This is a genomic window from Streptomyces sp. R21 (assembly GCF_041051975.1).
Lineage (GTDB): Bacteria > Actinomycetota > Actinomycetes > Streptomycetales > Streptomycetaceae > Streptomyces.
The window spans coordinates 7,308,104-7,331,514 of record NZ_CP163435.1 but is presented as its reverse complement, the minus strand read 5'-3'; the positions used below and the strand labels follow the sequence as shown (position 1 = coordinate 7,331,514).

22 protein-coding genes and 1 riboswitch are annotated in these 23,411 nt (G+C 71.6%); of the genes, 7 read left to right on the top strand and 15 right to left on the bottom strand.

The window, feature by feature from the left end; translation table 11 throughout:
* The first annotated feature begins 84 nt into the window (after positions 1-84).
* Positions 85-708: an RNA polymerase sigma factor gene (locus AB5J56_RS32545; RefSeq protein ID WP_369237835.1), complete on the top strand. Its 624-nt coding sequence runs from the start codon at positions 85-87 to the stop codon at positions 706-708.
* Positions 701-1,675 (top strand): CU044_5270 family protein, encoded by a 975-nt coding sequence (locus tag AB5J56_RS32540; protein WP_369237833.1) that lies wholly within the window; start codon positions 701-703, stop codon positions 1,673-1,675. The genes AB5J56_RS32545 and AB5J56_RS32540 overlap by 8 nt, the downstream gene beginning before the upstream one ends.
* A 154-nt stretch (positions 1,676-1,829) precedes the next feature.
* On the opposite strand, the gene AB5J56_RS32535 is transcribed toward AB5J56_RS32540, so the two are convergent.
* From AB5J56_RS32535 to AB5J56_RS32510, 6 genes are all read right to left on the bottom strand, one after another.
* Positions 1,830-2,597: an endonuclease/exonuclease/phosphatase family protein gene (locus AB5J56_RS32535; RefSeq protein ID WP_369237831.1), complete on the bottom strand. Its 768-nt coding sequence runs from the start codon at positions 2,595-2,597 to the stop codon at positions 1,830-1,832.
* A gap of 242 nt (positions 2,598-2,839) precedes the next feature.
* Positions 2,840-3,793: an ROK family glucokinase gene (locus tag AB5J56_RS32530; RefSeq protein WP_369237829.1), complete on the bottom strand. Its 954-nt coding sequence runs from the start codon at positions 3,791-3,793 to the stop codon at positions 2,840-2,842.
* A 54-nt stretch (positions 3,794-3,847) separates the two neighbouring features.
* The gene (locus AB5J56_RS32525) at positions 3,848-4,318 is read right to left on the bottom strand and encodes a DUF5304 domain-containing protein (RefSeq protein ID WP_369237827.1); all 471 of its coding nucleotides are present in this window, start codon (positions 4,316-4,318) and stop codon (positions 3,848-3,850) included.
* Positions 4,319-4,377: 59 nt separating this feature from the next.
* The gene (locus AB5J56_RS32520; RefSeq protein WP_369237825.1) at positions 4,378-5,553 is read right to left on the bottom strand and encodes an ArsA family ATPase; all 1,176 of its coding nucleotides are present in this window, start codon (positions 5,551-5,553) and stop codon (positions 4,378-4,380) included.
* Positions 5,554-5,723: 170 nt separating this feature from the next.
* On the bottom strand, positions 5,724-6,164 hold the full coding sequence (locus AB5J56_RS32515; RefSeq protein WP_369237823.1) for an SRPBCC family protein: 441 nt from the start codon (positions 6,162-6,164) through the stop codon (positions 5,724-5,726).
* A 123-nt stretch (positions 6,165-6,287) separates the two neighbouring features.
* A complete protein-coding gene (locus AB5J56_RS32510) occupies positions 6,288-7,043 on the bottom strand; it encodes a metallophosphoesterase (RefSeq protein WP_369242944.1) in 756 nt (251 codons plus the stop codon).
* Positions 7,044-7,381: 338 nt separating this feature from the next.
* Between AB5J56_RS32510 and AB5J56_RS32505 the strand changes: the two genes are divergently transcribed.
* Positions 7,382-9,178 carry a long-chain fatty acid--CoA ligase gene (locus tag AB5J56_RS32505; protein WP_369237821.1) on the top strand — a complete coding sequence of 599 codons (1,797 nt, stop codon included), beginning with the start codon at positions 7,382-7,384 and terminating at the stop codon, positions 9,176-9,178.
* Positions 9,179-9,248: 70 nt separating this feature from the next.
* On the opposite strand, the gene AB5J56_RS32500 is transcribed toward AB5J56_RS32505, so the two are convergent.
* Positions 9,249-10,391, bottom strand: coding sequence for a glycosyltransferase family 4 protein (locus AB5J56_RS32500; protein WP_369237819.1), 1,143 nt, complete (start codon positions 10,389-10,391; stop codon positions 9,249-9,251).
* A gap of 152 nt (positions 10,392-10,543) precedes the next feature.
* On the opposite strand from AB5J56_RS32500, the gene AB5J56_RS32495 reads away from it, so the two are divergent.
* Entirely contained in the window at positions 10,544-11,806 is a 1,263-nt protein-coding gene (locus AB5J56_RS32495; protein WP_369242941.1) for a glycosyltransferase 87 family protein, read from the top strand.
* Here the strand turns inward: AB5J56_RS32495 and AB5J56_RS32490 are convergent.
* Positions 11,767-13,101 (bottom strand): MATE family efflux transporter, encoded by a 1,335-nt coding sequence (locus tag AB5J56_RS32490; protein WP_369242938.1) that lies wholly within the window; start codon positions 13,099-13,101, stop codon positions 11,767-11,769. The genes AB5J56_RS32495 and AB5J56_RS32490 overlap by 40 nt on opposite strands.
* A 130-nt stretch (positions 13,102-13,231) precedes the next feature.
* Here AB5J56_RS32490 and AB5J56_RS32485 point away from each other — a divergent pair, with 130 nt between their 5' ends.
* A complete protein-coding gene (locus tag AB5J56_RS32485) occupies positions 13,232-13,762 on the top strand; it encodes a PadR family transcriptional regulator (RefSeq protein ID WP_369242936.1) in 531 nt (176 codons plus the stop codon).
* Positions 13,763-13,784: 22 nt separating this feature from the next.
* On the opposite strand, the gene AB5J56_RS32480 is transcribed toward AB5J56_RS32485, so the two are convergent.
* The 5 genes from AB5J56_RS32480 to AB5J56_RS32460 all read right to left on the bottom strand — a co-directional run bounded on the left by AB5J56_RS32480 (position 13,785) and on the right by AB5J56_RS32460 (position 19,223).
* Positions 13,785-14,981, bottom strand: coding sequence for a hypothetical protein (locus AB5J56_RS32480; protein ID WP_369237817.1), 1,197 nt, complete (start codon positions 14,979-14,981; stop codon positions 13,785-13,787).
* Positions 14,982-15,010: 29 nt separating this feature from the next.
* Entirely contained in the window at positions 15,011-16,033 is a 1,023-nt protein-coding gene (locus AB5J56_RS32475) for an NlpC/P60 family protein (RefSeq protein ID WP_369237815.1), read from the bottom strand.
* Between the two features lie 218 nt (positions 16,034-16,251).
* The gene (locus tag AB5J56_RS32470; RefSeq protein WP_369237813.1) at positions 16,252-17,295 is read right to left on the bottom strand and encodes an NlpC/P60 family protein; all 1,044 of its coding nucleotides are present in this window, start codon (positions 17,293-17,295) and stop codon (positions 16,252-16,254) included.
* 304 nt (positions 17,296-17,599) lie between these two features.
* Positions 17,600-18,949 (bottom strand): NYN domain-containing protein, encoded by a 1,350-nt coding sequence (locus AB5J56_RS32465; protein WP_369237811.1) that lies wholly within the window; start codon positions 18,947-18,949, stop codon positions 17,600-17,602.
* Between the two features lie 34 nt (positions 18,950-18,983).
* Positions 18,984-19,223, bottom strand: coding sequence for a hypothetical protein (locus AB5J56_RS32460; protein ID WP_369237809.1), 240 nt, complete (start codon positions 19,221-19,223; stop codon positions 18,984-18,986).
* A 154-nt stretch (positions 19,224-19,377) separates the two neighbouring features.
* Here AB5J56_RS32460 and AB5J56_RS32455 point away from each other — a divergent pair, with 154 nt between their 5' ends.
* Positions 19,378-20,142, top strand: coding sequence for a rhomboid family intramembrane serine protease (locus AB5J56_RS32455; protein WP_369237807.1), 765 nt, complete (start codon positions 19,378-19,380; stop codon positions 20,140-20,142).
* 43 nt (positions 20,143-20,185) lie between these two features.
* Positions 20,186-20,467: an Lrp/AsnC ligand binding domain-containing protein gene (locus tag AB5J56_RS32450; RefSeq protein WP_356143061.1), complete on the top strand. Its 282-nt coding sequence runs from the start codon at positions 20,186-20,188 to the stop codon at positions 20,465-20,467.
* Between the two features lie 30 nt (positions 20,468-20,497).
* Here the strand turns inward: AB5J56_RS32450 and AB5J56_RS32445 are convergent, their stop codons facing one another.
* Positions 20,498-21,871 carry an aminotransferase class V-fold PLP-dependent enzyme gene (locus tag AB5J56_RS32445; RefSeq protein ID WP_369237805.1) on the bottom strand — a complete coding sequence of 458 codons (1,374 nt, stop codon included), beginning with the start codon at positions 21,869-21,871 and terminating at the stop codon, positions 20,498-20,500.
* Positions 21,872-22,032: 161 nt separating this feature from the next.
* Positions 22,033-22,149: riboswitch (SAM riboswitch) on the bottom strand.
* A gap of 102 nt (positions 22,150-22,251) precedes the next feature.
* Positions 22,252-23,316: an anthranilate phosphoribosyltransferase gene (trpD, locus tag AB5J56_RS32440; RefSeq protein WP_369237803.1), complete on the bottom strand. Its 1,065-nt coding sequence runs from the start codon at positions 23,314-23,316 to the stop codon at positions 22,252-22,254.
* Positions 23,317-23,411: the final 95 nt, after the last annotated feature.

Genomic DNA, 23,411 nt, shown 5'->3' with positions numbered 1-23,411 from the left:
GATCCCGTCGACCGGCGAAGGAGAGGTGAACAACCCGAACAAGCCCAAGCCTTCGAGGCGTTCAGACGAACGAAAGGAGCCCCGATGACCGTCGAACCGCCGGGCGTCCGCACTCGCGAGAGGGATCGCGAGGAGAGTGACGCCCGCGTGATCGAGCGGTCCCGGGACGAGCCCGAGCAGTTCGCCGCCCTCTACGACCGGCACGCCGACGCCGTACACCGTTACGCGGCGCGGCGGCTCGGTCCCGAGGCGGCGGAGGATCTGATGGCGGAGACGTTCACCACCGCCTTCCAGCGGCGCCACACATACGACCTCGCGCGGGCCGACGCCCGCCCGTGGTTGTTCGGTATCGCGACCAACCTCGTCGGCCGGCACCGAAGATCCGAGGCGCGCCGCTTCAAGGCGCTCGCCCAGGTTCCGGCACCGGTCGAACACGAGGAGCCCGTCGCGGACCGCGCGGTCGCCAGAGCCGGCGCTACAGGGGTGCGCCGGGAACTGGCGTCCGCGCTGGCCGGGCTGTCCGCCCGGCACCGCGACGTGGTCCTGCTGGTGGCCTGGGGCGGCCTCGACTACGAGGAGACGGCCCAAGCCCTCGGCGTGCCGGTGGGCACCGTCAGATCACGGCTGCACCGGGCTCGCAGCAGATTGCGCGAAGCACTGGGTGGCACCGATCCGACAGCTCTCCGGGAGGCAGACGCCCATGCATGACCTCGATCAACTACGGGACTGGGACGCGGAGGCGCCCCCGCTCGACGACGAAACCCGGCACCGGGTACGTGTCCGGCTGTTCGCCGCGATGCACGAACCGGCTCCGGTCGTACGACGCCGCCGTCCCGTCGTGCGCATCGCGCTGGCCGGTACGGTGGCCGCGGCGGTCGCCGCCACCGTCCTGGTCGCGGTGCGCGACGACGACGGCGCTGCGCCGCGGACGGCGACACCACCGGTCGGCAGCGCGCCCGCCATGCAGAACGTGAGCGTGCAGACCGTGCTCAACGGCGCGGCCGCCTACGAGCGCGCGCACGAGACGACGGCCGCCCCGCGCGACGACCAGTTCATCTACACGAAGGAGATCGTCAAGGAGCGGAACCAGAAGACCGGCCGGACGAACACCTACGTCGACGAGAACTGGCGGTCCGTGGACGACTCGCAGCGCTCGTGGGTGATGGAGGTCGGCAAGGGCTGGTGGTCCAACCCGCCGGGGAAGAACGAGTCGGTGTGGCCGACCCAGGACTGGACGCTCCTTGAGCGGCTGCCGACGGACCCGGACAAGCTGCTCAGGGCGATGCGCGACCCCTTCGACACGAAACCGGACTACTCCGGAGCCATCGGCAAGGCCGATTGGCCAATGATCCACTTCAGCCTCGCGGGGCTGCTCTACCGCGTCCCGGTGATGCCCAAGGGGCTGCGGGCCGCCGCGTACGAAGCGCTCGGCAAGGTACCCGGGGTGAAGACGATCCCCGGGATCACCGACGCGAAGGGGCGCACGGGCATCGGGATCTCCTACTCCGGTGTGGGCAGCATGGACAGCACCTTCATCTTCGACCCGAAGACCTACGAATTCCTCGGCTTCCGTGACGCCCGCTCCTCCGGCGACGGCAAGGACAAGAAGACGTACACCCAGCTCACGTATCTCGACGAGTGGGCGATCGTCGACAAGGTGAAGCAGCGGCCGTAACCAGGACGCCGGCACTCTGAGGGCGGCCAGGACCGGAAGGTGGTCCGTGGCCGTCCTCAGGGCAGTTCCGCCCAACGCCGCCCTCGCACTGCTCGGCCCCGAGGGGCCTCACAGGCTTCGGACGGCTGCGCCGGACTCCGTCCGGCCGAGTCGGTCAGGTCGCGGGCACTCGCAGTGCGGCCAGCACCGGAAGGTGGTCCGTGGCCGCCCTCAGGTCTTCCTCCGTCACTCCGGGGAGCCCGTGCGGGACCCCGCAGCCCAGGACCTCGATGCCCTCGGTGGCGAGGATCGCGTCGATGCGCTGGTAGGGGTTGCCGGGTGCCCAGGTGTGCTCGCCGCCCCAGGGGGCGAGGGACCAGCAGTCCTTCAGGGCGGTGGCGAGGCGTTTGAAGGTGCGGCCGTCGGGCCGTTCGTTGAGGTCACCGCCCGCTACGGCGTACGGCGTGCCGAGGCCGGCCAGCCGGTCCAGGAGCATGCCGCCCTGCTCGTATCGCTCGTCCTCCCGCAGCGAGAGATGACAGCTCAGGACACCCAGCCGGGCGCCGCCGAACCGTACGACGGCGGTGGCGAAGCCGCGGCGGTGCTCGCCGGGGGTGAGGGGCAGCAGGACGTCCTCGGTGTGCTCCACGGTCGCCCGCAGCGAGCACAGCAGCGCGGGGCCGGCGGCGGTGGCGCCGCCCGACAGGACCACCTGCCCGGACGCGGCCGCGAGCCGGGCCAGTTTCTTGCGCCAGCGGAAGAATCGCGGTGCTTCCTGGATGAGGACGAGGTCGGGTGCGCAGGCGGTGATCACCCGGGCGAGCGCGTCGGTGTCGTCGCGCATCGAGCGGATGTTGTAGCTGAGCACCCGGATGACGGCCGAACCGTCGGGTTCGGTGCGGGAGTTGGGCAGCGGACTGGCGGCAGAGAAGCTCGTCGGCATGACGATCAACATACGCGTGCGGGGGCCCCACGTCCTGACACGGCGACGCCCGCCGCGCGTGCCGGAAAGGGCACGGCTGCGCCCCGCCGTACGCCCGGGAAGGGCAGGAACTGCTGCGCCCGCCGCACGCCCCGTAACGGGAGCAGCTGAGCCCCGCCGCACGCCCCGGAAGGGCACAAACGGCTGCGCCCGCCGTACCCCTTCCGGGGTACGGCGGGCGCAGCCGTCGAAGTGAACGTGCGTCACATGATCGGGTCGGGCTCCCGGGCCAGGTCGGCCGCGCCGACGAGGCCCGCCTTGTTGCCGAGCTGGGCCGCGATGACGTCGGCCACCGGGCGCCAGTTGCCGCCGACGAGCCAGCGCTTGTACGAGTTACGGATGGGGTCGAGGACGAGCTCGCCCTCGTCCGAGAGGCCGCCGCCGACGATGAAGGCGGAGGGGTCGAAGAGCGAGGCCAGGTCGGCGAGGCCGGCGCCGGCCCAGCGGGCCAGCTCGCGGTAGGAGTCCACCGCGACCGGGTCGCCCTGCCGCGCGGCCATCGAGATGTGCTTGCCCTCGATGCCGTCGGGGGTGCCGTCGCCGAGGCCGAGGAGGACCTCCGCGTTCTCGGGGGTCGCGTTGGCCCGCTGCTTCGCGTACCGCACCAGGGCGCGGCCGGAGGCGTACTGCTCCCAGCAGCCCTGCGAGCCGCAGCCGCACAGCAGGCCGTCCGGCACCATGCGGATGTGGCCGAACTCGGCGGCGACGCCGAAGTGCCCGCGACGCAGCTTGTTGCCGATGATGATGCCGCCGCCCAGGCCGGTGCCCAGGGTGATGCAGATGACGTTGCGGTGGCCCTTGCCGGCACCGAACTTGTACTCGCCCCACGCGGCCGCGTTGGCGTCGTTCTCGACGACGACCGGCAGACCGACACGCGTCTCGACCTCGGTCTTGAGCGGCTCCTGCCGCCAGTCGATGTTCGGCGCGAAGTAGACCGTCGAGCGCTGGCGGTTCACATATCCGGCGGCACCGATGCCCACGCCGACGATGTCGTGACCGGCGCGTGCCCCCTCGACGGCGGAGGCGATGGCGTCCACGATGGCCTGCGGCGTGCTGGGAGTCGGCACCTTGTGGGTCGAGAGGATGTTGCCTTCCTCGTCGACCACACCGGCCGCGATCTTCGTGCCGCCGATATCGACGCCGATGGTGAGTCCCATGAATCCCTCAGTTTCGGTCGAGCCCCGCTACGGCCAACCGTACCCGAGGGGCCTCTAGTCCAAGTCGATCCGCTCCCCCGGACCGGTGTCCTCGTCGCGAGGTCCCTCGTCCCGGGAGGTCCAGCGCCGCTCCTGGGCCTCGACGGCCGAGCGGTAGGCGGCGAGCAGCTCGGAGCCGGCGGCCGCGAGGTGGTCGAAGACGTCCGGGTTGCGTTCGATGACGGGTTCGACAGCGGCCTTGGCCTGCTGTACGACCTGGTTGACCACCTGCTGCGCGGCGCCCCCGGCCACCGCGCCGAACAGCGGCGACTGGATCCCGGACAGCTTGTCCGCGACGGCGTCGACGAGCTTGCGCAGTTCCTCGGCGGCCGAGCCGGGCGGCTGGCCGTACTGGGCGCGGCGGCGGGCCTTCTCCGCCGCGAGATCCTCGGCACACGCCTTCGCCCAGGCGTCGGCGTCGTTCGCCCTCACCTCGTCGTCCACGCTCTCCTGAGCGGCGTCGTACGGGGGGCGCTCTTCGCTCATGGCGGACTCCTGCCTACGGTGCTTCCTTCTTCGACGTTACCCGAACGGGGGTACGCGGTTCACCGTGTCCGCGGCCACAGCTCGGGATCGGGTGCGAAGCGGACCCTCAGCTCGCCGTCGCGCAGGGCCGCGCCGTCCACGGTGCAGCGGCGCAGGGCGGACGGGAGCGGCACGATGCGGCGGAACTGGCCTGCGGTGACGAGGAGTTCGTCGCCGCGCCGGATGAGGTCCAGTTCCTCGCGTATCGCGCCGGGCAGCGGGATGTGCCAGACCAGCACGCCGTCGTCGGCGAGGCGGTCGGCGACGCTCCACTCGATACGGGCCGGCGCCGCGTTGACATCGGGTACATCGAGGTCGGCGAGGTCGTCGGTGCCGCGCGGGTCACGCCCCAGATGGGCGACCTCGTGCAGCGCGTGCGTCTGCCGCCACTCCTCCAGGGCCTTGCGCTGCTGGGCGGCGAACGCGGCGAGCCAGGTGTCCTCGGTGGCGTCGGGCAGGACGCGGTTGGCGACCAGGGCATCGACGCGCAGGCCGCGCAGGGCGAAGCCGGTGGTGGCCTGGCGTACGGCGTCGGTGCCGGCCGGTCCCGGCTCGGCGACCAGCCGTACGGTCGTGGTCCGGTCCTGGACGACGGCTTCCACGGCGGCCAGCTCGACGTCCCAGCGGGCGGCCGTCTCGTACAGCCACTCCGCGGGCATCGGGACGCCCGCGAGCCGGCCGAGCACGGGGCGCAGGGCGCGGGCCGCCTGACGCTCGGGCGGGAGCAGACGGCGCAGGTAGCGGCGGAGCTCCTCGGGGAGGGCGAGCAGCGCGAGGGCGTGCGGGGCGGGGGGAAGGTCCACGACCACGAGGTCGTACGTCCCCTTCGGCGCCGTCGCCGCGTCGCGCAGGGCTCGCAGGAGGGCGAGTTCCTCGGCGCCGGGGAGGGGGGTGAGTTCCTCGGGGTCCAGGCGGGAGGCGCCGAGCAGGTCGAGGGCGGTGGTCGCGCGCTCCTGGAAGGCGGTGAGGTCCTCGCGGAAGCGGGTGGCGGCGTCGGGGCGCCAGGCCGTGAGGTGGGGGGCCGCCTCGACCGGGGTCGCGCCCGTTCTCACGCCGAGGGCGGCGCCGAGGGTGTCGGTGCGGTCGGCGGTGAGCACCAGGGTGCGGGTGCCCTGGCGGGCGGCGTTCAGCGCGGTGGCCGCGGCGACGGTGGTGCGGCCGGAGCCGCCGGGGCCTGTGATCAGGAGGGTGCGCATGGAGGTGAACGGTACCTGTGGGTGGGGAGAGGTTTTTTCGCCCCCTCCGCCCCTACCCGTCCCGAAACCTGGGGGCTGCCGCCCCCAGACCCCCGCTTCGGCCTGAACGGCCTCGTCCTCAAACTCCCCCACTCTCGGCTTCGCTCGAGCGGGGGGACCCCCACGACGGGCTAAGCGCCCGCCTCGACCCGCTTCTTCAGGCCCGCCAGCGCGCGGTCGATGATGACCTTCTCCGCCTTGCGCTTGATCATGCCGAGCATGGGGATCTTGACGTCGACCGTGAGCAAGTAGGTGACCTCGGTGGCGCCCTTGCCCGCGGGCTTGAGGATGTAGGAGCCGTCCAGGGAGCGGAGCATCTGGGACTTGACGAGGGTCCAGGAGACCTCGTTCTCGCCGGTCCAGGTGTAGCCGAGGGTCTGGTCGTCCTTGATGGCGCCCGCGTCCATGACGAGGCGCACCTGCTCGGCGCGGCCCCGCTCGTCCGTGGCGAGCACCTCGGCCTCCTTCACCTCTCCCGTCCAGTCCGGGTAGCGGGCGAAGTCGGCGATCACCGCCATGACGTCTGCCGGTTCCGCCTCGATCGTGATGCTCGAACTGGTGTGTTCCGCCATCGCGGTGGCTCCTCCAGATGCGGTCCGGTGAGGGAGGGTGGTGCGCACGTGTGTGCAGCGTGAAGGCTACCGCGCACAGCCACCGGCGTTATCACCCCCACCTGGGCTTCGCCCCGAGGCGGCTCACCACTCCAGCGCCCACGGCCTTCCCGACCCCGCAAAGTGCCCCACATTCACGCATTCCGTCGCCCCGATCCGCATCCGCGGCGCCAGCGGCTGGTGGACGTGGCCGAAGAGGGCGTACCGGGGGCGGGTGCGGCGGATCGCGTCCAGCAGGGCGCGGCTGCCGCGCTCGAAGCGCCGGGCCACCGTGTCGTAGACCAGCTCCGGCACCTCCGGCGGGATGTGCGTGCAGAGCACGTCGACCTCGCCGACGGCCTCGATCTTCGCCGCGTACTCCTCGTCGCTGATCTCGTACGGGGTGCGCATGGGGGTGCGCAGGCCCCCGCCGACGAAGCCGAAGGTCCGGCCGCCGATCTCCACGCGCTCGCCGTCCAGCACGGTCGTGCCGGGCCCGGCGTACTCCGGCCACAGCATCGGCATGTCGACATTGCCGTACGTCGCATACGTCGGCGTCGGGAACGCGGCGAACAACTCGGCGTACTGCTTGCGCACCGCCTTCTCGATGGCGGCGGCGCGGTCGGTCCCGATGCCGGCCCACAGCCGTGCCCCGAGCTCCCGGGCCTCCTCGAAGCGACGGGCGGTGCGCAGTTCGACGAGCCGGTCGGCGTTCCGGGCGCCGAACAGGTCGGGGAAGATGCCGCGCGAGTGGTCGGCGTAGTCGAGGAAGAGAACCAGGTCACCGAGGCAGATCAGGGCGTCCGCGCCCTCGCCCGCTCTGGCCAGGTCGCGTGCGTTGCCGTGCACGTCACTGACCACATGGATGCGTGTCCTCGGGTTTCCGGCCGGTGTGGGTGCCATGACGATCAAGCGTAGGCGTGTGGGGCAAACGTGAACAGAGGCGTTCGGACCTGCGGTTACTGGCTAGTCAGGAAGCGCCTGGACTACTCTGCGCGAAGGAACGCCAACGCGTGTGACGCAGCGAACATCTCGCCGGGACCCCCTATCGGAACCGGCGTACCGGTGGGTAACGTCCGGGCAGTCCAGTCGTACTCGGGAATTCAACAATGACTTCTCTGGGTACCTGCCCGAGCCTTGGACCGCACCGTCGCATCACACAGAGTCGTGGCGCCGGCGCCCTATGAGGAGCAGCAGTCTTGCGCGAGTTCAGCCTTCCGGCTTTGTACGAGGTCCCTGCGGACGGAAACCTGACCGACATCGTCCGCAGAAACGCCGCGCAGCATCCTGATGTCGCCGTCATCGCCCGCAAGGTGGGCGGCAGCTGGCAGGACGTCACCGCGACGACTTTCCTGGCCGAGGTGCGGGCCGCCGCCAAGGGCCTGATCGCCTCCGGAGTCCAGCCCGGCGACCGGGTCGGCCTGATGTCCCGTACCCGCTACGAGTGGACGCTGCTCGACTTCGCCATCTGGAGCGCAGGCGCGATCACCGTGCCGGTGTACGAGACCAGCTCGGCGGAGCAGGTGCAGTGGATCCTCGGCGACTCGGGCGCGACCGCCTGCATCGTGGAGCTGGACACGCACACCGCCACCGTCGAGTCGGTGCGCGACCGGCTGCCCGCCCTCAAGCACGTCTGGCAGATCGAGGCCGGCGGTGTGGAGGAGCTGGGCCGCGCGGGCCAGGACGTCAGCGACGCGACGGTCGAGGAGCGCAGCTCGCTCGCCAAGGCGGACGATCCGGCGACCATCGTCTACACCAGCGGCACCACCGGCCGCCCCAAGGGCTGTGTGCTCACCCACCGCAGCTTCTTCGCCGAGTGCGGCAACATCGTGGAGCGGCTGCGCCCGCTGTTCCGTACCGGTGAGTGCTCCGTGCTGCTCTTCCTCCCGCTCGCGCACGTCTTCGGGCGGCTCGTGCAGGTCGCGCCGATGATGGCGCCGATCAAGCTCGGTCTCGTCCCGGACATCAAGAACCTCACCGACGAGCTGGCCTCGTTCCGGCCGACGCTGATCCTCGGCGTGCCGCGCGTCTTCGAGAAGGTCTACAACAGCGCGCGCGCCAAGGCGCAGGCGGACGGCAAGGGCAAGATCTTCGACAAGGCCGCGGACACCGCGATCGCCTACAGCAAGGCGCTGGACACCTCCTCGGGCCCGTCGCTCGGCCTGAAGATCAAGTACAAGACGTTCGACAAGCTCGTCTACAGCAAGCTGCGCGCGGTGCTCGGCGGCAGGGGCGAGTACGCGATCTCCGGCGGCGCGCCGCTGGGCGAGCGGCTCGGCCACTTCTTCCGTGGCATCGGCTTCACGGTCCTGGAGGGCTACGGCCTCACCGAGTCCTGCGCGGCCACCGCCTTCAACCCGTGGGACCGCACCAAGATCGGCACCGTCGGCCAGCCGCTGCCCGGCTCGGTCGTGCGGATCGCCGACGACGGCGAGGTGCTGCTGCACGGCGAGCACCTCTTCCAGGGCTACTGGAACAACGAGGCCGCGACCGCCGAGGCGCTGGCGGACGGCTGGTTCCACACCGGTGACATCGGCACCCTCGACGAGGACGGCTACCTCCGCATCACCGGCCGCAAGAAGGAGATCATCGTCACCGCGGGCGGCAAGAACGTCGCCCCGGCCGTGATCGAGGACCGCATCCGCGCACACGCGCTGGTCGCGGAGTGCATGGTGGTCGGCGACGGGCGTCCGTTCGTGGGCGCGCTGGTCACCATCGACGACGAGTTCCTGGGCCGTTGGGCCGAGGAGCACGGGAAGCCCGCCGGCTCGACCGCGGTCTCGCTGCGTGACGACGCCGACCTGCAAGCCGCCATCCAGTCCGCGGTCGACGACGGCAACGCGGCCGTGTCGAAGGCGGAGTCGGTGCGCAAGTTCCGCATCCTCGACTCGCAGTTCACCGAGGAGTCGGGCCACCTCACGCCGTCCCTGAAGCTCAAGCGGAACGTGGTCGCGAAGGACTACGCGGACGAGATCGAGGCGATCTACCAGAAGTAGCAGGGTTTTTGACGTCACGTCAGGGCGCGGGTCCCCGGTGGGGACCCGCGCCCTGTGACATGCCAGGAACCTAGAGCAGCGCCTTCAACTTCTCCGCCAGCAGGTCCCAGCGCCACTTCTCCTCGACCCACTCGCGCCCCCGCTCGCCCATCCGGCGGCGCAGTTCGGGATCGCCGAGCAGGGTGACGATGCGGTCGGCGGCTTCCTCCGGGGAGGCTCCGCGCACGACCCAGCCGGTCTCGCCGTCGAGCACCGCGTCGGGCGCGCCGCCCGAGTCCCCGGCGACCACGGGCAGCCCGGTGGCGGACGCCTCCAGGTACACGATCCCGAGCCCCTCGACGTCGAGCCCGCCCCGGCGCGTACGGCACGGCATGGCGAAGACGTCCCCCGCGCCGTAGTGGGCGGGCAGCTCGCTCCAGGGCACCGCGCCGGTGAAGCGGACCGCGCCCGCGACGCCGGTCTCCTGGGCGAGTCTGCGCAGCTCCTTCTCGTAGGGGCCGCCGCCGACGATCAGCAGGACCGCCTCCGGTTCCCGGGCGAGGATGCGCGGCATGGCGAGGATCAGCGTGTCCTGCCCCTTGCGCGCGACGAGCCGTGAGACGCAGACGACGACAGGCCGGTCGGTGAGCCCGAGCCGCGCCCGGACCTCGTCGCCGCCCGAACCGGGGTGGAAGGTCTTCTCATCGACGCCGGGCGGCAGTTGGACCATCCGGGAGGCGGCGTCCGGGGTCAGCGCGGAGGCGATCCGCGAGCGCGTGTACTCCCCGAGGTAGGTGATCGTGTCCGTGGACTCGCCGATCCTGCGCAGCAGCCCGCGCGCCGCCGGGAGCTGCGCCCAGCCGGCCTCGTGGCCGTGCGTGGTGGCGACGAGGCGCTCGGCGCCCGCCTTGCGCAGCGCGGGCGCCATCAGACCGAGCGGCGCGGCCGCCCCGAACCACACCGACGTACAGCCGTGTTCGCGCAGCAGGCCGACGGCCCGCCGGGTCGCGGCCGGTGTCGGCAGCAGCATGGTCGTGCGGTCCCGTACGACGGTGAAGGGCTGCTCGGCGTCGAAGGCGGCGGTCGCCTCGACGCCCTCTCGGCTGCGCTTCCAGGTGGAGGCGTAGACGACGAGCCGCTCCGGGTCCAGGCGCAGCGCCATGTTGTGCAGGAACGCCTGGATGCCACCGGGCCGGGGCGGGAAGTCGTTGGTCACGATCAGGGTCTTGTGCATCGCGCCCGACCCTACCGAACCTGTCTCCAGCACCTCTCTCCTGCCGCTCTCACAGCTCCGTACGGCCGCGCTTCATGGCTCTCGCACAGCGCGGCGCGTCATCATGGCTCAGCGAATCCCACAAGATCCGTACAAACGAGGGCCAGGTGGTCATGACGGGCGCAAGGGGGACAAGGCTCCCGTACGGACTGTTCGCGTACGGCCGCCTGCCGTACGGGCTGCTGGCCGTCTGGAGCCTGACGAGGCTGGTGCTGCTGCTCTTCGTCTTCAAGGTGTTCCTCTTCCCGGGCCCGGACGTCACCACCGATGTGTCGGTGATCTACCAGGGCTGGTACGAGGTCCTGCGCACCGGCACCTTCCCGCTCGGCGACGTCGCCTGGCAGTACCCGCCGGCCGCCGCGCTCGCGATCCTCTCCCCCGCGCTGCTGCCCTTCCTCGACTACGCGTCGGCGTTCTTCGTCCTCGCCTTCCTCGCCGACCTGCTGGTCCTGTGCCTTCTCCAGTACGCGGGCCTGCGCCCGGGCAAGTCGCTGCGCGGCGCCTGGGTGTGGGTGGCGGGCGTCCCGCTGCTCGGCCCGACCGTGTACGCCCGCTACGACGTGATGGTGACGGCGGTGGCGGTGGCCGCGCTGCTCGCCGGTGTGCGCCATCCGCGGGTGATGGGGGCGCTGGCCGGCCTCGGCGCGCTGCTGAAGGTGTGGCCGGTGCTGCTGCTGGTGGGGGCGCGCCGTCGGTCGGCCTGGGCGTCGGCCGCGGTGACCGTCGCCGCGACGGCGGCCCTGTTCGCGCTGGTGATGCCCGGCGCCTTCGCCTTCCTGACCTTCCAGCGCGCGCGGGGCACCGAGGTGGAGTCGCTCGGCTCCCTCGTCTTCCATGTCGCCCGGCACTTCGGCTGGGACGGTGAGGTGCTGCTGAACTACGGCTCCGTGGAGTTCGTCGGACCCGACGTCGACGTGGTGAGCACGGCGGCCCTGGGGCTCACCGCACTGGCCTTCGGCTGGCTGCTGCTGTGGCGGCTGTGCGCCAAGCGGTTCCTGGCGCACACGCTCGCCGACGCCGCGTTCGTGGCGGTGCTGATGTTCACGGCGACCAGCCGGGTCATCAGCCCCCAGTACATGGTGTGGCTGGTCGGTCTCGCGGCCGTGAGCCTGTGCTTCCGCAGCAGCCGGATGGCGCTGCCTGCCTGCCTCGTGGTGGCCGCGTGCCTGGTGACCGTGCTGGAGTTCCCGCTCGGGTTCGAGCACGTGGTCTTCAGCGACTGGCAGGGCCTCACCCTGCTGTTCGCACGCAACGGCCTGCTGGTGGCCGCCACGCTGCTCGCCGCCCGGCAGTTGTGGCGGGGCACGGTGTCGCGCCCGGCCCCGACCGTGCCCGCTCAGGCCGCCCGCACCAAGGAGACGCTGGCCTCCTCCTGACGCCGGGCGCGCCCGGCCCGCCACAGCAGGACCGCGACCGCCGCGCACTGCACGGCCATGGAGAGCGCCATGGCGAGGCAGATCCCGGGCAGCCCGAGCCCCGACAGGGCGTGGGCGAGCGGGAGTTGGACCGCCGTGCCGAGCAGCGTCACCCGCAGCAGCAGCGGCGCGCCACCGCTTCCCTCGAAGACCCCGCCGACCGCGATGAAGCAGGCCATCAGCAGCAGATAGGGGCCGATGCAGCGCAGCAGGAGCACACCCTCGTGCGCGACCTCGGGCCCCGCGCCGAAGGCCCGCATGATCCAGGGGGCGAGGACGCAGAGCAGGGACGCGGCGAGCAGGCCCACCGCCCCCGAGACGAGCACCGCCTGACGTCCTACGGCGCCCCGCTCGTCCCGGCCCGCCCCGCGCAGGTGCGCGGTGTGGATCGAGGCGGCCTGCCGTACGGAGTAGAAGGCCATGGTCGCGATGTACATGACCTTGTAGGCGATGGAGTACGCCGCCACGGCGGTCACTCCGAGCCGGGCCACGATCGCGACCAGCACGAGCGCCCCGCCCTGCCGCACGGTGAAGTCGGCGGACATCGGCAGGCCGGTCCGCAGGGTCCGGCGCAGCGCGGCCCCGGTGGTCTCGGCGGGCCGGGCGCCCGCGGCCGTGCGCAACAGCGCGTTGCGGCGCAGGGCGAGCAGCCCCACGGCGAGGGCGACCCCGCGGCACAGCACGGTGGAGGCGGCGGCGCCCCGGACGCCGTAGACATGGATGAGCAGCGGGTCCAGGCCCAGGATCAGGCCGTTGGCGAGCAGGGCCAGGCGCATCGGGGTGCGGGTGTCGCCGGCGCCCTTGAGGATGCCGTCGACGAGCTGCTGGGCGAAGAAGACGGCGACGCCGGGCAGGGAGATCGCGAAGTACTCCACGGCGAGCGCCAGGGCGGGCCCCTCGCCGCCGAGGACCAGCCGTGCGAGGGGTTCGCGCAGGAGCCACCCGCCGACGGCCACGACGGGCGTGACGACCGCGCACAGGGCCCATCCGCCGCGTACGGCCGCCCGGACCGCGCCGGGGTCCTCGGCTCCCCTGGCATGCGCGACCAGCACGGTCGTCCCGGAGGCGAAGACCAGGGCGACCCCGAGCAGCACGTTCTCGGCGTTCGTCGCGACGGCGACGGCGGCGACCGCCGCGCCCCCGAGCCGGGAGACCCAGACGGTGTTGATGATCCCGGCGGCGACGGAGGCGAGCAGGGAGAAGTAGACGGGATGGGCGAGCGCGATGAGCTGCCGCCGGTGGGCGACGGATCCGATGGCCTTCACAGTGACCCCCTCGAAAAGGACCGCCTCGAAACGAACCGCCTCGATACGAGCTACCTCTAAACGAGGTAGCTCGATAAGAGGTACCATGGCCGTACGACGTCCGCAAGAAGGGGCTGATCCGGTGCTGGAACTGTCGATCCTCGGCTTTCTCCACGAAGAGCCGTTGCACGGCTACGAGCTCAAGGAACGGATCAAGGCCCTCACCGGCCACGTCCGCCCGGTCAGCGACGGCGCCCTCTATCCGGCGATCAACCGCCTCGTCGCCGCCGGCAAGCTCGAAGAGCGCACGGAGCCGGGCAGCAGCGCGGCGCCCCGCCGCATCCTGTCGCTCACCGAGAAGGGCCGCGAGGATCTCCTGGACCGGCTGCGCCACCCCAAGCAGACGGAGATCACCGACCAGGTGCGCTTCAACGCGTTGCTGGCGTTCCTGCGCCATCTGCCGAGCCGCCACGAGCAGGCCGCGGTCCTGCGCCGCCGGCTGGACTTCCTGGACACGCCTTCGAGCTTCTTCTACCGCGACGGAGAACCCGTACGGGCCGAGGAGACCGGCGACCTGTTCCGGCAGGGCATGCTGCGGGTCGCGCGCGCCACGGGCGAGGCCGAACGGAAGTGGCTCGCGGAGGCCATCGGCCTGCTGGAGCGGCCCGGCTGAGCCCCGCGACCCGCCCGCCGGTTCAGCCGAGTTGGGCCCGGAGGTAGTCCCGCCACTGCGCGGTGAACTTCTCCGGCGTCGTGCCGAGCACGTCCCGCAGGGCGTCCTCGACCGCGCCCGGCCGCTTCTTGTGGCCGCCGACCGCCCGGTAGAAGTCGTTCAGCCGGACCTCGCCCCAGCGGTCCGCGATCAGCCGGCAGGCCATCCAGCCGCCCTCGTACGCCTTCGCCAGCTCCGTCGCGCTCCCGCTGAACCCGAAGGCGGAGTCCTCCGGCAGCCCGGCGGGCAGCTGGCCGTCCACCACAGCGCGCTGGAGCTCGGGCGCGGCCTGCGTGGCGGTGCGCCCGCTGCCGCGGTAGCCGATCCAGTCCGCGTATCCCTCGGAGAGCCACAGGGGTGTGGCGGCGGTGGTGCGGGCGCGGGTGGCGACGTGCGTGGTCTCGTGGGTGAGCACGACCTGCCGGCCGAAGTCGCCGAGGACGCCGTACGCGTCGGGGTTGACGATGATCCGGTCCGCGGGCGCCTGCACCGAGCCGCCCGCCTCGCCCGTGGTGACCGCCGCGATCCCCCGGTAGCCGGACGCCGAGGCGCCGAGCAGCCCCGCCATGTCGTCCAGCGACTCCGGTACGAGGACCACGTCGCGCCCCGCCCAGTCCGTGCCCCATGCGTTCGTCACCGCGGGCACGGCGTGGTCCGCCAGGTCCGCGTAGCCGCGCAGCGCCTCCTGCGACTGCCCGACGCCCAGGACGATGCTGTGCTTCCCGCGGACGACCCCGACGTCCCCCTGCTCCCACAGCTGCTCGCCGGTCTTCTTCGCGGGCTTGTCGGAGACGACATACCAGGTGCCGTCGCGGTGGGTCAGGGTCAGCGTGCGGGCGGCGGTGACGGGCGCGTGGTCGTAACCGTCGATGCGGTAGCGCAGCTCCGCGTCCGCCGTCGCCCGCTCGCCGGAGCGGTGCAGGCCGGTCAGCCGGTAGGACCAGGCCGCCAGCGGGACGTTGTCCAGGTTCCCGAACTCGGTGACCCCGGCGTCCTGTTGACCGGTGGCCCGGAACGCCGGCTCGTCCCGGACGAGGAGTGCGTCCGCCCGCCGGTCGAGCAGCCGCTGCACCTCGGCGGACGCATGGTCCGGGCCGGCGCCGCCCCCGCAGCCGACGAGCACGGCGAACAGCAGCACCAGGGAGAACCCCGCTCGCGACGCACGCCTTCTACCAGCCACCTTTCCGATCGTACGGCGCCTTCGCCGAGTCAGACGCGGGTGACCGACGAGACCGGCATCATCCCCACCGGGTCGTAGCGCACCGGCGCGCCCGGATAGGGGGCGTGGATCACCTGTCCGTTGCCCATGTACATCGCGATGTGGCTCGCGTCGTCGCGGTAGGCGATCAGGTCGCCGGGCTGCGCCTGGGAGAGCGGCACCTGCCGTCCGGCGTAGCGCTGCGCCTGCGACGTGCGCGGCAGACCGACGCCCGCCTGCGCGTACGACCACTGCATCAGGCCCGAACAGTCGAAGCCGCTCGGCCCGTTCGCGCCCCACACGTACGGGCGGCCGAGCGCGGAGCGGGCCGCGGCGATGGCGGCCGCGGCGCGGGTCGAGGAGGGGGCGCCGCCGCCGAGGTCGGGCATGTCCTCACGTCCGGAGCGGGACGCCCGGTCGTAGGCGGCGCGCTCGGCGGACGGCAGTCGGTTGAGCAGTTGGCGCGCCTTGGCGAGCTTCCGCTCGACGGTCTTCTTGTGCCGGGTGACGGCCTTGCGGCTCTGCTCCAGGTCGGCGAGCTTGCCGGTGGCCTCCGCGCGCTCCTGGGCGAGGTCGCGCATGGCGCCTTCGAGATCCTTGAGTTCGCCGGCCTGGTGGACGGTGATGCGGTCGAGCGCGGCGGCCTTGTCGAGATAGTCGTCCGGGTCGTCGGAGAAGAGCAGCGCCAGGGACGGGTCGATGCCGCCGGAGCGGTACTGGGCGCCGGCGAGCGAACCGAGCGCGTCCCGCATGGTGTTGATGCGCTCCTGCTGCCGGGCGATCCTGTCCTGCGCCGTGGACACCTGCTTGCGTAGCGAATCGGCGCGCTCGTCGGCCTTGTTGAACGCCTCGGTGGCCTTCTCGGCCTCCTCGTAGAGGCGGTCCACCTCGGCTCGGGTGTCATCGTGCGGCGCGGCGCCGGCCGGTACGGCGCCGAGGGCCGCGGCGGCGGTGGCCGCGACGGACAGCACGGTGACCGTGGCGCCACGGCCCCGGCTCAGGCCGGATGGTGCAAAGCGGCGATGGGACCCCACGACAGGTCGCACTCCCTTCCGCTGACGGGCCCCCGGAGTTGGGGGAAACGCGCCAGACAGTAGTCGCGCGATCACGTCCCGGCCAAAGACCTCCGCGGGTACGCACAGTGACGCCCCGCCTATGACGCAGGTCATGGGCGGGGCGTGGGGTCAGCCGAAGGTGCCGGAATTCGCCCGATTGGGCGGCGCGGCGAACCTCGGCCACGGGAGAGGGAGCCTCAGATGCGGACGCCGAACTCGAAGGTCATGTTGCCGATCGCCTCGTAGCGGACGACCGCGCCGGAGTGCGGGGCGTGCAGCACCTGGCCGTTGCCCGCGTAGAGGCCGACGTGGTGGAAGTCGCCGTAGAAGATGACCAGGTCGCCGACCTGGAGATCGCTCTGCGAGTAGATGCGCGTACCGGCGTTGGCCTGGGCCTCGGAGGTCCGGGGTATGGAGACACCGGCCTGGGCGTAGGCCCACGAGGTGAGGCCCGAGCAGTCGAAGGAGCTGGGGCCGGCGGCGCCGTAGACGTACGGCGAGCCGATCTTGCCCTGCGCGGCGGCGAACGCGGCCCCGGCGTACCCGGAGCCGGGCTTGCTGGTCCCGGGGTTGTCGTCGAGGGCGCTGCGCTCGCTGGCGCGGCTGGCGCGCGCCTGCTGGGCGTCGAGGGCCGCCTTCTCCTTGGCCGTCAGGGTGTTGAGGAGCTTCTGCGCCTCGCCGAGCTTGCCCTGGACTTCCTTCTTCTTCTTGCCGAGTTCCGTTCGGGTGTCGGCGAGGTCCTTGAGCTTCTCGGCGGCTTCCTTGCGCTGCTGGGCGAGGGAGCGCTGCTTCTCCTGGACCTTCTTCAGCGCCTCGACCTGCTGACTGCTCAACTGGTCCATCGCGGACGCCTTGTCGAGGTAGTCGTCCGGGTCGGAGGAGAGGAACAGCGCCACGGAGGGGTCGATGCCGCCGGTGCGGTACTGGGCGCTGGCCATCGAACCGAGGCCCTCGCGCAGGGTGTTGAGGTCTTCCTGGCCGCGGGCGACGTTGTCCTGGAGCGTGGAGATCTGCTTCTCCAGCTTCTCCTGCTTCTCCTTGGCGCCGTTGTACTTCTCGCTGGCCTTCTCGGCCTCTTCGTAGAGCTTGTCGACCTTGGACTTGACCTCGTCCTTGCTCGGCTTCTCACTGGGCGCGGCGTTGGCGGCGTTGGCACTGAAGGCCACGGCAGCGGCAGCGGCGGTGGTGAGCACGGTCACACGGGTGCGGCTCGGCTGCTTGGGTCGACGGTGGGACGCCACGAAGGCGAGCTCCTTCTTCCTTCAGCCGCCTGCCGAGACGCCGACGGGCGGTGCTCCTCCGCCGTCACTCCCAATGAGTGATCACCCGAGCGGGGGTTCGAGGGCTGACCCTAGTGACCTTCTTGTGATCAGTTCAAATCCTCAGGTGAAAAATCTCGGTCACCGAGCGCATTCTTTGCACTCAACTCACGAGCAGTAATGCGCGTTTGACGCTACGTTGCGTGAACACCCCGCCAATTCGGGCATCGCGCCCAGAAGTTACGCATGGTGCGTACGTTGTCTATGAGACGTACGCCGCAGGTCGTCAGCCGCGCGAGAAGCGCTTGAGGAGCACCGCCGAAGCCACCGGCCGCGCGCCCGCCTTGGCGATCCCGTCGGCCACCTCGCGGTCGGTGGAGGCGACGATGACCGGCCGCCCCGGAGGCTCGGCGCGCACCAGCTGGCGGATCAACTCGTCCGCGGTGACCCCGGGCTTGGAGAACAGCACCCGCACCCCGCGCGGCGGCGCCAGCAGCACCGGCGCGGCCAGCTCGGCCCCGTCGAAGACACAGGTGACCTCGGCGCCCGTCTGGGCGGCGAGCTGCGAGAGCTGGCCCAGCAGCCGCAACCGCTGCTTCTCCAGGGGCATCTGGGGATAGCCGGTCTTGGTGACGTTGTAGCCGTCGACGACCAGATGCGCCTGCGGCAGCGCGAGCAACTGGTCCAGGATCGCGGGGTCGTTTTCGGACAACGCGCGCGCGGCGATGTCCTTCGGGGTCATTCGTCCCGGTTCGACCGCGTCGACGGTCTCGGCGGGGCGCACCGACAAGGGCGGCAGGGCGAGTTCGCGCCGCAGCCCCTGCGCCGCGTCCAGCACGGTGTCGAGCAGCAGCCGTACCCGCATGTCCTCGACACTGCGGCCCTCGCGCGCGGCCTTGCGGGTGGCCTCCAGGACAGCCTCGGCCTCACTGAGCCGCGCCTTCAGCCGCCGGGTCTCGCTCTCCGCCGCGGACACCTGGGCCTGTCCGTCGGCGCGCAGGGCGTCCATCTCGCCGTGCAGCTTGCGCAGCGCCGCCTCGCCGCGCTTGACGTCGCTGTGGGCGCCGCGCAGCTTGCGGTGAAGCGATTCGGCTTCCTTCTTCGCCGACTCCAGCTCCGTGCGCAGCCGTTCCGTCTCGGCCCGGGTCTGGCCGCGGGCCTGCGCGAGCTCCTCGCGCAGCCGCTCCAGCTCGACCCGGCTCTCCTCGTCCGCGCGCTCGGCGTCCGCCCGCAGGGCCTCCTCGCCCGCGGCGGTCACCAGCTTCACCCAGCCCGTGGGGCGCAGCACATAGGCCGCCGCCGCCACATCCAGCGGGTCGGCAGCCGGGGGCGGCGCGGCGGAGTCGAGGGCGGTGGCCAGTTCCGGCTGGGCCTCGCGGAGCTTCTCGGCGATCCGCTGTCTGAAAAGCGGGTCCGTCTCCAGCGCCGCGGCCATCGCGTTGCCCGCGAACTTGGCCCGGCGGCTGGGGGTGAACCGGGCGTACTGCCGCAGCTGCGCGGGCAGCTCGGCGACGGTCAGCCCGCCGAAGCCGTCGGACACGATCTGCACGACACGGCGCCGCACGCCGTCGGGCAGCGGACGGTCGAGCACCTCAGCGGTGCCGTCGTCCGGCTCCCCGCCTGTGGTCTCCACCATCCGTCACCCCAATACCTGTGCGGAGCCTGCTCCCTCAGGAGCCGGCACCCGGCCTGTCCACGAGTTCCACCTGATCCACGGCGTTGCACCAGCGGCAGCGCACGGACTCGATGGTCTCACTGACCACCTCGCGTTCCTCGACGTTCGGCTCACCGGCCAGGTCGAGGTGCACATATTCGACGACCTTCGACGAGCGGGTCACGTCGAAACGCGTGAGGTTGCCGCAGAGGGCGCAGCGCCACCGGGTTTCGGCGGTGGGCAGGGGAACCGTCATCGTGGCTGGTCGCTTTCCTTCTAGTGTCCGTGATGCACCGGTCTCCCGGAGCATGTGGCTCGTCACCCTACGGCCTGGCGGGGAGTCGACGCTCGGCTGTCCACGGCGGCGAGGCGGTCTGTGCGGTTCGGTCCCGTTACGCCATGCTCTGATCATGATCGGCAACTGGGGCCCCGGCTGGGGTGCGACGGTCGGCAGGGCCGTCCAGAGGCAGTCGGCGCCGATGACGTACGCGGTGATCGCCCTGTGCTGCCTGATCTTCGTGATCGGTCCGGCGGCGGGGCTGAATCCCGTCTACGGCACCGGTGACGAGCTGCTCGCCGCACAGCGGGCCTACTTCGCGCGCTGGGGCGTCGTCCCGGCCGAACTGCTCGGCGGCGCCCCGCGCGCCGCGCTCACGCCGGTGACGGCGCTCTTCGTGCACGGAAGCTGGCTGCATCTGCTGGGCAACATGCTCTTCCTCTACGTCTTCGGGGCGATGACCGAGGAACGCATGGGCCACATCGAGTTCGCCCTCTTCTACCTGGGCTGCGGCTATCTGGCCCTGCTGGGGTACGCGGCAGCCAACGCGGGCTCCGCGCAGACCCTGGTCGGCGCCTCCGGGGCGATCTCCGCGGTCCTCGGTGCGTTCCTGTACTTGTTCCCCAAGGCCCGGGTGACCAGTCTCTTCCCGTTCCTGTTCTTCCTGCCGCTGCGCTTCCCGGCCTGGCTGGTCCTGCCGTTCTGGGCGACCCTCCAGTGGCTGGCCGCGGGCCGCGCCGCCCAGGGCCCCGGCGTCGCCTATCTGGCCCACCTGGTGGGCTTCGCGCTGGGCTTCCTCTACGCGTGGGCCAGGTTCCGCCCTGCCACTGCTGCGTCTTCCCGGGGGACAACCCCCGGACCCCCGGCAGAACAACAAGGCCGACCGGACCACGACTAGAGTGATGACCCCCAGCGACGGCCCCCGAGGGAGAGAACCAGCAGTGATCACCGCGATCGTCCTCATCAAGACCAGCGTGGACCGGATCCCCGAGATCGCCGAGTCGATCGCCGCGCTGGAGAGCGTCAGCGAGGTCTTCTCCGTCACCGGCACCTACGACCTGATCGCGATGGTCCGGGTGAAGGCGCACGACGACCTCGCGGACATCATCCCCGGCCAGATCAGCAAGATCCCGGGCGTCGAGGCCACCGACACGCACGTCGCGTTCCGCACGTACTCCCAGCACGACCTGGAGGCGGCGTTCGCGATCGGTCTGGACTCCTGACCGCCCGGACGAACGCCGCCCCGCGAGGGCTCAGACCGCCGGCACGCAGCGCCCGCCCTCGGTCCGGTACTGCCACTGCGCACCGTCCCTGACGAGCTCCTTCACGGCGCGCACGAAACGCTCCACGTGCTCGTCGGGGGTGCCCGCGCCGAAGCTGACGCGGATCGCGTTGAGGGACTTCTCGCCCGGCGCGGCCTCGGGGGCACCGCACTCGCCCTGGCTCTGCGGGTCGCTGCCCAGCAGGGTGCGCACCAGCGGGTGGGCGCAGAACAGGCCGTCGCGGACGCCGATGCCGTACTCGGCGGAGAGCGCGGCGGCGAAGTGCGAGCTGTTCCAGCCCTCGACGACGAAGGAGAGGACGCCGACGCGCGGGGCGTCGTCGCCGAAGAGGGAGAGGACGCGCACCTCGGGGACCTCGGCGAGCCCCGCGCGGACCGTGTCGATCAGCTGCCGCTCACGGGCGACCAGGGTGTCGAAGCCGGCCTCCGTCAGGGCCTTGCAGGCCGACGCGATCGAGTAGGCGCCGATGACGTTCGGGGAGCCGGCCTCGTGCCGGGCCGCGGTGTCGTGCCACTCGACGTCCACTCCCCCGTCCTCGCGCCGGGTGACCTTGCGACTGGCGCCGCCACCCGCGAGGTACGGCTCGGCCTCGCGCAGCCAGTCCGCCCGGCCGGCCAGGACGCCGGAGCCGAAGGGCGCGTACAGCTTGTGGCCGGAGAAGGCGACCCAGTCGACGTCGAGATCCTGCACGGACACCGGGTGGTGCGGGGCGAGCTGCGCGGCGTCCAGGACGATGCGGGCGCCGTGCGCGTGGGCGGCGGCGGCCAGCTCGCGTACCGGCCACAGCTCCCCGGTGACGTTCGAGGCGCCGGTGACGCAGACCAGGGCCGGGCCGTAGGGGTCGCGGTCGGCGAGGGCGCGCTCCAGGGTCTCGACGGCCTGGCGGGGGGTGCGCGGGGCGTTGAGGTAGGTGACGTGGGCGTCCTTCCAGGGCAGCAGCGACGCGTGGTGCTCGGTCTCGAAGACGAAGACCTGACAGTCGGCCGGAAGCGCCTGGGCCAGCAGGTTGAGGGAGTCCGTGGTCGACCGGGTGAAGATCAGCTGGTCGTCGGCCCGGCAGTCGAGGAACTCTGTGACCGTCCTGCGGGCGTTCTCGAACAGATCGGTCGACAGCTGCGAGAGGTAGCCGGCGCCCCGGTGGACGCTGCCGTAGTACGGGGCGTAGGCCGCCACGTCGTCCCAGACGCGCTGGAGGGCGGGGGCGCTGGCCGCGTAGTCGAGGGCGGCGTAGGTGACCTCGCCGCCGGTGACCAGCGGGACGGTGACTTCCTGCCCCAGAACGGGCAGCGCACCCGAAATATCACTGCAAATGGTCCGGGCGGCGGCAGCGGTGGAAACAGACATGGGTGAACTCCCGTGACAGGCAGGCGGAATCTCCACGTGAGCAGGTACGGCTCGAACGTGGGTGGAGAATGAAGGGGGGTGTGCGGAAGGGGCGCTGCGCCCTATCGCATTCGCTTGCTCACAGAAGGCTCCTCGACGACCAGGACCCCTGGTGTACGAGGGGCCCGCGCTTGCCGTAGACCTCACTGCCTACGGCCTGGTCTTCACCCGGGGCACCCCGCCACGGACGGAGGGTTGCCGGACAGTCGGCCGGGGCCTCATGACTGTCACTCATGACCTGGTACAGCATCCTGCCACACGATCTTCGACGCGCAAGGCGCAGTCCATGTCCTGAGACAAGAGGGGTCTGGACTGCGCCCTGGGTCACACCCGCGTACCGCTCAGGCGTTGCTGGCCGCCACCCATCGGTCGAGGGTCCGCTTGGCGGCCCCTGAGTCGATGGCCTCGGCCGCCTTCTGCATTCCGGCGCGCAACTGGTCCGCGAGGGGCCCGTCGCCCGGCGAGAGGGCCACCAGGGCCGCCGCCGAGTTCAGCAGCACCGCGTCCCGTACGGGACCGGTCTCGCCGTTCAGCAGCCGCCGGGCGACATCCGCGTTGTACGACGGGTCGCCGCCGCTGAGCGCCTCGACGGGGACGAGGTCGATGCCGACGTCGCGCGGGTCGAAGGACTCCTCGTGCACCTTGCCGTCCCGGACCACCCAGACATGGGAGGTGGCGGTGGTCGTCAGCTCGTCCAGGCCGTCGTCGCCGCGGAAGACCAGGGAGGAGTTGCCGCGCTCGGCGAGGACGCCGGCCACGATGGGCGCCATGCGGGGGTCGGCGACGCCGACGGCCTGTGCCTTCACCCGGGCGGGGTTGGTGAGCGGGCCGAGGGCGTTGAACGTCGTACGGATGCCCAACTGGCCGCGCGCCGCCGCCACATGGCGCAGCGCCGGGTGGAACTTCACCGCGAAGCAGAAGGTGATCCCCGCCTCCTCGGCGACCTGGGGGACCCGCTGCACGCTCAGGTTCAGATTGACGCCGAGCTTCTCCAGGACGTCGGAGGAGCCGGACGCGGAGGACGCGGCCCGGTTGCCGTGCTTGACGACCTTGGCGCCCGTGCCGGCCACGACGATCGCCGACATGGTGGAGATGTTGACGGTCTTGGCGCCGTCGCCGCCGGTGCCGACGATGTCGACGGTCTCCCCCGGCACCTCGATCACGTTGGCGTGCTCGTACATCGTCCGGACGAGCCCGGTGATCTCCTCCACGGTCTCGCCCTTGGCGCGCAGCGCGACCATGAAGCCGGCGATCTGGGCGTCGGTCGCCTCGCCGCGCATGATCCGGTCCATCGCCCAGGCGGTGTCGTCCGCGCTCTGGTCACGGCCTTCGAGCAGGCCGTTCAGTACCAGGGGCCAGGAACGGCCCGCCGCGATGTCGCCTCCAGCGGGGGTCACAGCACTCATCTGCCGCTCCTGGGTTCGTAGACATGTACAAGCTGGGTCCACCCTATCCAGGCCCGGGGACGGCAAAGAGCCCCGTCCATGAACTGGACGGGGCT

Coding starts and splice junctions, on each gene's coding strand:
- AB5J56_RS32455 (WP_369237807.1), top strand. CDS start 19,378: ATGATCGGCAACTGGGGCCCCGGCTGGGGTGCGACGGTCGGCAGGGCC.
- AB5J56_RS32525 (WP_369237827.1), bottom strand. CDS start 4,318: ATGAGCGAAGAGCGCCCCCCGTACGACGCCGCTCAGGAGAGCGTGGAC.
- AB5J56_RS32495 (WP_369242941.1), top strand. CDS start 10,544: ATGACGGGCGCAAGGGGGACAAGGCTCCCGTACGGACTGTTCGCGTAC.
- trpD (WP_369237803.1), bottom strand. CDS start 23,316: ATGAGTGCTGTGACCCCCGCTGGAGGCGACATCGCGGCGGGCCGTTCC.
- AB5J56_RS32445 (WP_369237805.1), bottom strand. CDS start 21,871: ATGTCTGTTTCCACCGCTGCCGCCGCCCGGACCATTTGCAGTGATATT.
- AB5J56_RS32460 (WP_369237809.1), bottom strand. CDS start 19,223: ATGACGGTTCCCCTGCCCACCGCCGAAACCCGGTGGCGCTGCGCCCTC.
- AB5J56_RS32530 (WP_369237829.1), bottom strand. CDS start 3,793: ATGGGACTCACCATCGGCGTCGATATCGGCGGCACGAAGATCGCGGCC.
- AB5J56_RS32515 (WP_369237823.1), bottom strand. CDS start 6,164: ATGGCGGAACACACCAGTTCGAGCATCACGATCGAGGCGGAACCGGCA.
- AB5J56_RS32465 (WP_369237811.1), bottom strand. CDS start 18,949: ATGGTGGAGACCACAGGCGGGGAGCCGGACGACGGCACCGCTGAGGTG.
- AB5J56_RS32535 (WP_369237831.1), bottom strand. CDS start 2,597: ATGCCGACGAGCTTCTCTGCCGCCAGTCCGCTGCCCAACTCCCGCACC.
- AB5J56_RS32545 (WP_369237835.1), top strand. CDS start 85: ATGACCGTCGAACCGCCGGGCGTCCGCACTCGCGAGAGGGATCGCGAG.
- AB5J56_RS32540 (WP_369237833.1), top strand. CDS start 701: ATGCATGACCTCGATCAACTACGGGACTGGGACGCGGAGGCGCCCCCG.
- AB5J56_RS32500 (WP_369237819.1), bottom strand. CDS start 10,391: ATGCACAAGACCCTGATCGTGACCAACGACTTCCCGCCCCGGCCCGGT.
- AB5J56_RS32520 (WP_369237825.1), bottom strand. CDS start 5,553: ATGCGCACCCTCCTGATCACAGGCCCCGGCGGCTCCGGCCGCACCACC.